This is a genomic window from Pseudomonas sp. Leaf127 (assembly GCF_001423155.1).
Lineage (GTDB): Bacteria > Pseudomonadota > Gammaproteobacteria > Pseudomonadales > Pseudomonadaceae > Aquipseudomonas > Aquipseudomonas ovata.
Genome location: NZ_LMOA01000013.1, coordinates 1 through 9,885 on the forward strand (window position 1 = coordinate 1; position 9,885 = coordinate 9,885).

Annotated in this window: 10 protein-coding genes; 4 read left to right on the forward strand and 6 right to left on the reverse strand. The window is 61.8% G+C overall.

Annotation, left to right across the window (positions count from 1 at the left end; translation table 11 throughout):
* The coding region (locus tag ASF84_RS28450; RefSeq protein WP_156684201.1) for a pyridoxal-phosphate dependent enzyme at nt 1–166 on the reverse strand (166 nt) is incomplete at its 3' end.
* 144 nt (nt 167–310) lie between these two features.
* Here ASF84_RS28450 and rpiA point away from each other — a divergent pair.
* A complete protein-coding gene (gene rpiA / locus ASF84_RS10540) occupies nt 311–982 on the forward strand; it encodes a ribose-5-phosphate isomerase RpiA (RefSeq protein WP_056838024.1) in 672 nt (223 codons plus the stop codon).
* A 191-nt stretch (nt 983–1,173) separates the two neighbouring features.
* Here the strand turns inward: rpiA and ASF84_RS10545 are convergent, their stop codons facing one another.
* From ASF84_RS10545 to ASF84_RS10560, 4 genes are all read right to left on the reverse strand, one after another.
* Entirely contained in the window at nt 1,174–2,079 is a 906-nt protein-coding gene (locus ASF84_RS10545) for an SdiA-regulated domain-containing protein (RefSeq protein WP_056838026.1), read from the reverse strand.
* 106 nt (nt 2,080–2,185) lie between these two features.
* Nucleotides 2,186–3,058, reverse strand: coding sequence for an SdiA-regulated domain-containing protein (locus ASF84_RS10550; RefSeq protein WP_236709411.1), 873 nt, complete (start codon nt 3,056–3,058; stop codon nt 2,186–2,188).
* Nucleotides 3,059–3,342: 284 nt separating this feature from the next.
* The gene (locus ASF84_RS10555; RefSeq protein WP_056838030.1) at nt 3,343–4,008 is read right to left on the reverse strand and encodes a fumarylacetoacetate hydrolase family protein; all 666 of its coding nucleotides are present in this window, start codon (nt 4,006–4,008) and stop codon (nt 3,343–3,345) included.
* 31 nt (nt 4,009–4,039) lie between these two features.
* Entirely contained in the window at nt 4,040–5,440 is a 1,401-nt protein-coding gene (locus ASF84_RS10560; protein ID WP_056838032.1) for an FAD-binding oxidoreductase, read from the reverse strand.
* Nucleotides 5,441–5,621: 181 nt separating this feature from the next.
* Here ASF84_RS10560 and serA point away from each other — a divergent pair, with 181 nt between their 5' ends.
* Nucleotides 5,622–6,851: a phosphoglycerate dehydrogenase gene (gene serA, locus ASF84_RS10565; RefSeq protein WP_056838034.1), complete on the forward strand. Its 1,230-nt coding sequence runs from the start codon at nt 5,622–5,624 to the stop codon at nt 6,849–6,851.
* Nucleotides 6,852–7,480: 629 nt separating this feature from the next.
* The gene (locus tag ASF84_RS10570) at nt 7,481–8,008 is read left to right on the forward strand and encodes a GNAT family N-acetyltransferase (RefSeq protein WP_056838036.1); all 528 of its coding nucleotides are present in this window, start codon (nt 7,481–7,483) and stop codon (nt 8,006–8,008) included.
* Here the strand turns inward: ASF84_RS10570 and ASF84_RS10575 are convergent.
* Entirely contained in the window at nt 8,005–8,640 is a 636-nt protein-coding gene (locus ASF84_RS10575) for a 2OG-Fe(II) oxygenase (RefSeq protein ID WP_056838038.1), read from the reverse strand. The genes ASF84_RS10570 and ASF84_RS10575 overlap by 4 nt on opposite strands.
* A 129-nt stretch (nt 8,641–8,769) precedes the next feature.
* On the opposite strand from ASF84_RS10575, the gene ASF84_RS10580 reads away from it, so the two are divergent.
* Complete coding sequence (locus tag ASF84_RS10580) at nt 8,770–9,522, forward strand: DUF2059 domain-containing protein (protein ID WP_056838040.1); 753 nt, start codon at nt 8,770–8,772, stop codon at nt 9,520–9,522.
* The last annotated feature ends 363 nt before the right edge of the window (nt 9,523–9,885 follow it).

Here is a 9,885-nt window from a genome sequence, read left to right on the forward strand (position 1 = left end):
AGGCGCCACGGATCTTGAAGGAAAACACCGGCTGCAGGTCTTCGCGCTTGAGCAGCACCTGGTTGCCCAGGCGCTCGGACAGTTGCCGGGCACCGTGCAGCGGGGTTTCGATGGCGACGTCGTAGACGCGCGAGGTGAGGATCTTCTTGACGTACTGTTCAAGCATCGTGGCGACATCACTGGCGGAAGGAGCAAGGGCCGAAAGTCTAACCCGTGCCCCGAGGCACGACCATACGAATGACCCGCCTTTAGACGCCAGTGGCCGCTATAATGGCCGCCCTTTCGCATCCCTTGGCACCGTGGAGCCCGCATGACTCAGGATCAACTCAAACAGGCCGTCGCCCAGGCCGCTGTCGACTTCATCCTTCCCAAGCTCGACGACAAGAGCATCGTTGGCGTCGGCACCGGCTCTACCGCCAACTGCTTCATCGATGCGCTGGCCGCGCACAAGGGTGCCTTCGACGGCGCAGTCGCCAGCTCCGAAGCCACCGCCGCACGCCTCAAGGGCCATGGCATTGCGGTGTATGAGCTCAACACGGTCAGCGACCTTGAGTTCTACGTCGACGGCGCCGACGAAAGCGACGAGCACCTGAACCTGATCAAGGGCGGCGGCGCCGCCCTGACCCGCGAGAAGATCGTCGCCGCCGTGGCCAGGACCTTCATCTGCATCGCCGACGGCAGCAAGCTGGTGCCGGTACTGGGCGCCTTCCCGCTGCCGGTCGAAGTCATCCCAATGGCCCGCAGCCACGTGGCCCGGCAACTGGTGAAACTGGGCGGCGACCCGGTCTATCGCGAAGGCGTGCTGACCGACAACGGCAATATCATTCTGGACGTGCACAACCTGAGCATCACCGACCCGGTGCAACTGGAAAGCCAGATCAATGCCATCGTCGGCGTGGTCACCAACGGCCTGTTCGCCGCCCGCCCGGCCGACCTGCTGCTGCTGGGCACCGCCGAAGGGGTGAAAACGCTGACCCGCTGAACACCGCCTGAACTGGCCCGTGCAGGACCGGCTTTAGCCGGGAATGGCAAAGCCACAGGATTTCGCTTCAGCCATTCGCGGCTGAAGCCGCTCCTGGATCGGCTCAGTGGCCACACCATCAGCAAAAATGCTCTGCCTGTTCAAGGCAAACGTGCCAGGTGTTCATCAGCACTTACACCTGACAAGGTGTATCAAGGCTTCTTGAACACATAAAACAGGTTCGGTTCGCTCACCAGGTACAGCACGCCGTCGTCGTCCATGGCGATGCCTTCGGCTTGGGGCACGGTCTTGCTCAGGCCCATGTCGCCCTTTTTCAGCGAAGCGCTGCCCACCGGGCGGCCTTCGGTGTCCAGTTCCAGAATCTGCCGGGACTCGTCGGACAGTGCCAGTAAATGACCGCTGCGTTCGTCAAATTGCAGGCTGGAAAGATCACGCACGAAGATGCCGGCATCGCGCTTGCGGTTGGAGATCACTTCCAGGGCATTGGGTGTGGCGCTGTTGAGCTTTGGAAAGCCATGCACCTCGATGATCTGCACCGGGTCGCGCTCCTTGGCCACGAACAGGCGCTTGCCCTTGGTGTCGTAGGCCAGGCCCTCGAAGCCCTTGTTGTTGCCGGCATCGAAGTTGAGGGTCAACTGTTCGGCGTGTTCGGCGTCCAGGCTTTGGGTGTTGTCATCGACATGCACCTGGATCAGGCGCTGGCGGCGTTCGTCGCTGATCACATAGACGCCGGGGCTGATGTATTCCACCGCTTCCGCGTCGCCAAAGCCGACCAGCGCGATACGGCGCAGGATGCGACCGTCCAGGCTCAGCTCGACCATTTCGCTGTTCTGGTTGGTGACGGTGAACAGGCTCTTGCGGTCCGGGTCGTAGCTCAGGGCCGACACATCGTCGTCAAGCCCGTCGATCACTTGCCCTTCGATCGTCACCCGGTACTCGTCCAGGCCCATGACAGACGCCGATTGCGATTGCCAGAACATTGTCCAGTTGAACGCGGCACGCTCGATCAGACGAAACTCGCGATTGGCGAAAAACAGCAGGGCAATCGACAGCAGCAGCACCAGGACCAACAGTTGCAGACGAATAAAGCGACGCATTCCAGCAGCTCGACACAGGAAGGGGGGGCAGCATTAATAGCACGCCAATCTGAAGCCAGGCTTAACAATAGCCTTATGCCATCAAATCAACCGCACCAGATGATTTCTATTTCTTTTCAAAGACGTAAAACAGGTCCGGCTCGCTGACCATGTACAGCGTGCCCTTTTCATCCACGGTTACGCCTTCGGCACGCGGGATGGTGCTTTTCAGCCCGTTCACACCACCGAGCAAGGTCATGAAGCTGACCTGCTGGCCCTTCTCGTCCATCTCCAGCAGCAGGTGAGAATCGGCCGACAGCGCCAGGGTATGGCCGGTACGTGGATCGATCGCCAGCGCCGACAGGTTGCGCATGTCCAGCGCGCCACTGTCGAGCGCCCTTCTGTCGCCCTTGAGGTGCTCGCTGCCGTCACCGCTCCAGGCCGACAGCTTGGCAGGGCGCTCTTCGCCCAGCAACAATTGTTGGCGTGCCGGGTCCCAGGCTATGCCTTCGAAACCCTTGTTCTTTTTCTCCGAGGTGCCCAGATCATACTGGCGCGCATCGGCCATGTTCAGCTCCGTGGTGTTGGCGTCGACCTTGATGATGCTCAGGTTATGCTGGCGCTCATCGGTAATGGCCACCAGGCCATTTTCCAGCACCGCCACGCCCTCGGGATTGCTCCAGCCATTGAGCGCGATCTTACGCAGCACATCGCCCGTCAGGCTCAGCTCGACCAGAAACGGATTCTTGCCCATCACCGCGAACAGGGTACGGGTCTGCGGGTTGTAGGCCAGGTCGCTGGCCTCGTCGCCGGCCATGCCCGGCAACACCTTGGCATCGATGGTGACCTTGTAGTCGGGCAGCCAGACACTGGCCTTGCGGTCGGCCTTGCTTTCCAGGGTCTCCTGGATGAACAGCCGCGCACGGTCATCCCAATGCATCGCAAACGCCAGGCCATAGCCACCCGCCAGCACCAAGGCCAGCCAGGCGTACCAGTGCATGCCCCAGCGGCGTGTCAGCGCAGGCGAAGCCGGCAAGGAAGAGGAAGATGAAGGGATGGCCATGTGCACGCTCCTGATCGGGAAGGACGAGTCAAGTCGGTGCCCCGATCCATGGGGCAGGCCAAGAGTATCCGGATCGATTGTGAAAAAAATGCAGTGACCAGAAATAGTTCCCCCCAGACGCAAAAAACCGCCCGATGGTCAGTGGGGCGGTTCTTGTAGAACAGGGGAGGTTTAGGGTCTGTTGCCGTTTCATCACGGCCGTGCTGAAACGGCAACAGCCCCTAGCGCACGGTACTTTCGTAACGCGCCTGCCCCACCAGTTCCAGAGCGATGCGGTCGCCGGCTTCGAACGGACCGACACCGGCCGGCGTGCCGGTCATGATGATGTCGCCGGCCTGCAGCGAGAAATTGGCGGCCATGTGCTGCAACATCGGCACGATCGGGTTGAGCATCAGGCTGCTGTTGCCGTCCTGCACGATCTTGTCGTTGATGGTCAGGCGAATGCCGATGTCGGTCAGGTCCGGGAAGGTGTCAGCCGAGACGAACGGCGCGATCACCGCTGCCCCGTCGAAGCACTTGGCCAGTTCCCACGGCAGGCCTTTCTCGCGCAGGCGGGTCTGCACGTCGCGCAGGGTCAGGTCCAGGCCGGGGGCAAAGCCACTGATGGCGTCCAGCACTTCTTCGACCGACGGGTTCTTGCTCAGCGACTTGCCCAGCAGCACCACGATCTCGGCTTCATAGTGCACGCTGCCACGGTCGGCAGGGATGCTGAAGCTGTCTTCCAGCGGCACCACGCAACTGCCCGGTTTCATGAACAGCAGCGGCTCGGTCGGCACCGGGTTGCCCAGTTCCTTGGCGTGTTCGGCGTAGTTGCGGCCGATGCAGACCACTTTGCCCAGGGGAAAGTGGATATTCGTTCCGTCGACATATTTATGCTGGTAGCTCATGGGGGCTCCTGAGGTCTGAGGGGGCAGGCATTCACCCTTGAGGGGCGAAGATTTTGCCGGGATTCATGATGCCATTGGGGTCAAACACGGCCTTGATGGCTTTCATGTACTCGATTTCGGCCGGCGAACGACTGTACGCCAGATAATCGCGCTTGGTCATCCCCACGCCGTGCTCGGCGGAGATCGAGCCGTTGTACTTCTGCACGATCTCGAACACCCAGGTATTGACCTTCGCGCAGGTCTCGAAGAACACCGCGTTGTCCATGTGCCGGGGCTTGAGGATGTTCAGATGCAGGTTGCCGTCGCCGATATGGCCGTACCACAGCACCTCGAAATCAGGGTAGTGCGCGGCCACGATGGCATCGATTTCAGCCAGGAAGGCCGGCACTTTGGCGACGGTCACGGAAATATCGTTTTTGTACGGGGTGTAGTGCGAGATGGTTTCGGAGATGTACTCGCGCAGCTTCCACAGGTTGCGCAGCTGTTGCTCGCTCTGGCTCATCACCCCGTCAAGCACCCAGCCCTGCTCGACACAGTGCTCGAAGAGGGCCAGCGCCTGGTCGGCAAGCGCTTCATTGACCGCTTCGAACTCCAGCAGCGCATAGAACGGGCACGGCGTAGCGAAGGGCGCCGGCACATCGCCGCGAGCCAGCACCTTGGCCATCGAGGCATGGGAAAAGAATTCGAAGGCGGTCAGGTCCAGCTTGCCGTGGAAGGCATGCAGCACCGGCATGATCGAGGCCACGTCGGCCGCGCCCAGCACCATCGCGGTCAGGTTCTTCGGTGCCCGGTCCAGGCGCATCGTGGCCTCGACCACAAAGCCCAGCGTGCCTTCGGCGCCGATGAACAGCTGGCGCAGGTCGTAGCCGGTGGCGTTCTTGAGCAGGTCCTTGTTCAACTCCAGCAGGTCGCCCTTGCCGGTGACCACTTTCAGGCCCGCCACCCAGTTGCGGGTCATGCCATAGCGAATGACCTTGATCCCGCCGGCATTGGTGCCGATATTGCCGCCTATCTGGCTGGAACCGGACGAGGCGAAGTCCACCGGGTAATACAACCCGTGCTCGGCCGCCAGGTCCTGCAACTGGCGGGTGATCACCCCCGGCTGGCAGACCACGGTGCGGTCGGTCAGATTGACGTCCAGCACCTGGTTCATGGCGTCGAATGACACCACCAGCTCGCCATTGGCCGCCACCGCCGCTGCCGACAACCCGGTGCGCCCGCCCGACGGCACCAGCGCCACACGGTGTTCATTGGCCCAGCGCACGATGGCCTGGACGTGCTCGACGGTGCGGGGCAGCACGACGGCCAGTGGCGCAGGAATAAACTGCCTGGTCCAGTCCTTGCCGTAGGTTTCAAGCGAGGGGGCGTCGGTCAGCACTCTGGCGGGCGCGACAAGCGCTGCCAGTTCATCGATAAGGGCACGCTGGGTCATCACTGAACTCTCGCAGATTTCATGGCAATCCTGAGAACCATTCACGTTGTGAAATGGGGTTTCGCGGGGTGCTTATGCTAGCATACGACGCCCAGTTGCCATTATGCGACGCGCCCACAGCGGGTCCATCCATGGTCAATGATGCCCCCATGCCATTTTTCCGGGATACAGGTTTACGCAGATGAGCAAGACTTCCCTCGACAAGAGCAAGATCAAGTTCCTTCTTCTCGAAGGTGTCCACCAGTCCGCAGTCGACGTACTCAAGGCCGCTGGTTACACCAGCATCGAGTACCACACCAAGTCACTGCCGGAAGCCGAGCTCAAGGAAAAGATCGCCGATGCCCATTTCATCGGCATCCGCTCGCGCACCCAACTGACCGAAGAACTTTTCGATTGCGCGAAAAAACTGGTCGCGGTGGGCTGCTTCTGCATCGGCACCAACCAGGTTGACCTGGACGCCGCCCGCGAGCGCGGTATCGCCGTGTTCAACGCCCCGTACTCCAACACCCGTTCGGTGGCCGAACTGGTGCTGGCCGAAGCCATCCTGCTGCTGCGCGGCATCCCCGAGAAGAACGCCTCGTGCCACCGTGGTGGCTGGATCAAGAGCGCGGCCAACTCCTTCGAGATCCGTGGCAAGAAGCTGGGCATCATCGGCTACGGCTCGATCGGCACGCAACTGTCGGTCCTGGCCGAAGGCCTGGGCATGCAGGTGTACTTCTACGACACCGTGACCAAGCTGCCGCTGGGCAACGCCACTCAGGTCAACAACCTGAACGAACTGCTGGGCATGTCCGACATCGTCACCCTGCACGTGCCGGAAACCGCTGCCACCCAGTGGATGATCGGCGAGAAGGAAATCCGCGCCATCAAGAAGGGCGGCATCCTGATCAACGCCGCCCGCGGCACCGTGGTCGAGCTGGATGCCCTGGCCGAGGCCATCAAGGACAAGCACCTGATCGGCGCGGCCATCGACGTGTTCCCGGTCGAGCCGCGCTCGAACGACGACATCTTCGAAAGCCCGCTGCGCGGCCTGGACAACGTGATCCTGACCCCGCACATCGGTGGCTCCACCGCCGAGGCCCAGGCCAACATCGGCCTGGAAGTGGCCGAGAAGCTGGTCAAGTACAGCGACAACGGTACCTCCGTGTCGTCGGTCAACTTCCCTGAAGTGGCCCTGCCGGCCCACCCGGGCAAGCACCGCCTGCTGCACATCCACGAAAACATCCCTGGCGTGCTCAGCGAGATCAACAAGGTCTTCGCCGAAAACGGCATCAACATCTCCGGTCAGTTCCTGCAGACCAACGAGAAGGTTGGCTACGTGGTGATCGACGTCGACGCCGAGTACTCGGACCTGGCGCAGGAAAAACTGCAACAGGTCAAAGGCACCATCCGTAGCCGCGTGCTGTTCTAAGCCTCGCGGCTGCAATGAAAAGGAGACCTTCGGGTCTCCTTTTTTGTGGGCGGCACGGTCCACTGTGGGAGGTCGCCCTGTATCGCGCAGCAAACATGGGACCGGTGTAGCGCGCTTGCCGGAGTGCCGGACCACCGCGACCGGCTGCGCAGCAGTCGTAAATTGTGGCGTTTCACAGATTTCTGCGAGCGCTTCGCACTCGATCGCCGGCAAGCCGCCTCCCACAGGATTGATGTTGCCCAAGGTCTCGGGCCTGGCACCAGACTGTGGGAGGCGGCTTGCCGGCGATGGCTATGTGTCAGGCGCAGCAGGTGTATGGGTCTTGCTGGCCTCATCGTCGGATCGCCGCCCGGAGCAAAGCCCCCTCCCACAGGATTGATGTTGCCCAGGATTTCGTGCCTGGCACCAGACTGTGGGAGGCGGCTTGCCGGCGATGGCTATGTGTCAGGCGCAGCAGGTGTATGGACCTTGCTGGCCTCATCGCCGGCAAGTCCCCTCCCACCCCATACCGCGTCGCCCTTGACTGATCGGTATTAACCTTCGGGTCTCCTTTTTTGTGTCTGCAAGACCGGTTATGGCCGGGGCGTATAATGCGTATTCGCAGCCGAACCGAGATGACAGAAAAGCCCATGAACAGCGCCCGTTTGATTATCCGCAAAGCCGAGCCTGCCGATATTGCAGGCATCGTCGAGCTGCAAAAAGCCAACCAGCAGGCCCAGGGCGGCAGTTTGTCCGGCGAACTGCCAGCGGCACGGATCGCCGAAATGCTCGAAGACATGCCACAGGTCGTGGCGATGCAGGGCGAAGAAGTGGTCGGTTTCTTGCTGACGACCTCACAGGCGGTCAACCGTCGACACCCGGTCATGGTGGTGGAAAAAACCCTTGAGGCCTTCCCGGCCATGGAGTCGGACGCCTATATCTATGGCCCGATCTGCGTCGGTGCCTGCCAGCGCGGTCAAGGACTGGCACAACGGCTGTTCGAAGCTCTGTTGCAATACGCACCTGATCGCCAGGGCGTGTTGTTCATCCGCGACGACAATCCGGCGTCTCTGCAGGCACATCGCAAGATGGGCATGCGCGCAGTGGCGCAGTTTCATTTCAATGACGCGCTGTTTCATGTCTTTGCCTACAAAACGCAAGCAGGCAGCACACGCTAAGGAAACGGATCATCGCCCCGACGCCGGAACCAGCCGGTCAGGGACAGGCGGTCGCGGCACGCAGGCAGCACCTCATGGGGGACTTCGCCGGAGAGAAACACCACCAGGCAACCGCCGACCGGGTCTACGTCATGGGGCTGGTCATTGCCCAGGTACATGCGCAGCTGCCCACCCTGCCCGGCCTGCCAGTCGGGGTTGAGGTACAGCACTGCCGAGACCATGCGCCGGTCGTCATCGCGAAAGCGGTCCAGGTGGCGACGGTAAAACGCCCCCGGCGGGTACTGGGCAAAATGGCTTTCGAAATCTTCCAGCCCCAGGAACAGCCCGCGATTGAGCGCCATGCGCAGGCTGTCCATGATCGACAGGTACTGGTCGCAGACCTCGACCTGACCCGGTTCCAGCCACTGGATGCGGTCGCCACGGACCTTTTCGCGCACTTCCTGGGCCGGGCCCCGGCCGACGGCGGCCGGCTCCAGCTCACCGGCAGCCGCGCGCCTGCGGCACTCGGCCGCCAGGGCGCCGGTCAGCGCATCGGGCACGAAGACGCTCTGCTGCGACCAGCCGTGGGCGACCAGGTCGTCAACAATGCGCAGCAATACGGGGTGATCAGGGGTCATTTGCATGGCGTGCATAGTATCCACAAGCCTGACGGACCGACAGCGGCGCCTGCGTGGATGACTGCTTTATTGTTCAAGGCAGTCACGCCTCGACAAAGCCCCGCCAACACCCGGACAATAGCACTCTGCCGACAGGAGTCCCGAATGCGTCGTTTGTGTGTTGTGCTGTTGATGTTGTGCGCGCTGCCTGCCTGGGCAGATGGCTTCGACCAGTTATACAAGGCCGCCGGCTGGCAACAGCAACGGGCGCACTTCAACGACGCCCTGAAGGCGGCGCAGCAGCGCTATAGCGCCAACCTGCCACCGGCGGTGTTCCAGGCTCTGGTCAATAACAGCAACCAGCGTTTTGCCCCGCAGGCGGTCGACCAGCGCGCCGAACAGCGCCTGCGCGAAAGCCTCAAGGACCCGGCCCCGGCGCTGCAATTCTTCCAGTCGCCGCTGGGCCGCAAGATCGTCGAGGCCGAGCTGACTGCTACGCGTGCCGACCAGTTGGCCAGGCACACCCAAGGCTTGCCGGTGATCGGGGCCGATGCCACCCGCCAGTTGCTGATCGGCCACCTGGCCCAGGCGCTGCCGGCCAAGCAGGCCGGTGCCGAAGTCAGCCTGGCGCTGGCGGGTGTGGCGGCCGACAGCCTGAGCCAGATGATTCCCGGCCTGCTCGGCGGCGGCCAGGCCCAGGGCATGCTCGAAGGCCAGCGCGAACGGCTGATGACCCAGATCGAAGCCGACCTGCATAACACCTTGCTGTACGTGTACCGTGACCTGTCGAACCCGGAGCTGGAAGAATTCGCCAGCTTCGCCGAGTCCGCCGAAGGCCGTGCCTACTACCAGGCCGCCCTGGCCGCAATCCGCGCCGGCCTGGCGGTCGGCCAGAGCAATTCGAGCCTGGTGCAGTAACCACAGCGCTGTCGCCTGGCAAACACCGGACGGCCTGGCGGCCGCCGCGCGCTTATCAAAAAAACCTACTCATTTATTGGATATTACATTCGCCGCTTGTAGGAGCGCGCTTGCCCGCGACCGAGTGCGCAGCGCTCGCAAAATTGATGAAACGCCACAAATTTACGACCGTAAATCTACGAAACGCCACAAATTTACGACCGTAAATCTACGAAACGCTGAAAATTTACGACCTTAAATCTACGAAACGGATCGTGTCCCAGGAAGTGGTGTAACTGAACCAGCCGAAGGCGCCCTGTGGGCGAAAGAGGAGGGTCATCGTGGTTCTTGGCTAATGTTGAGTTTGCGGACTTAACCTTCACC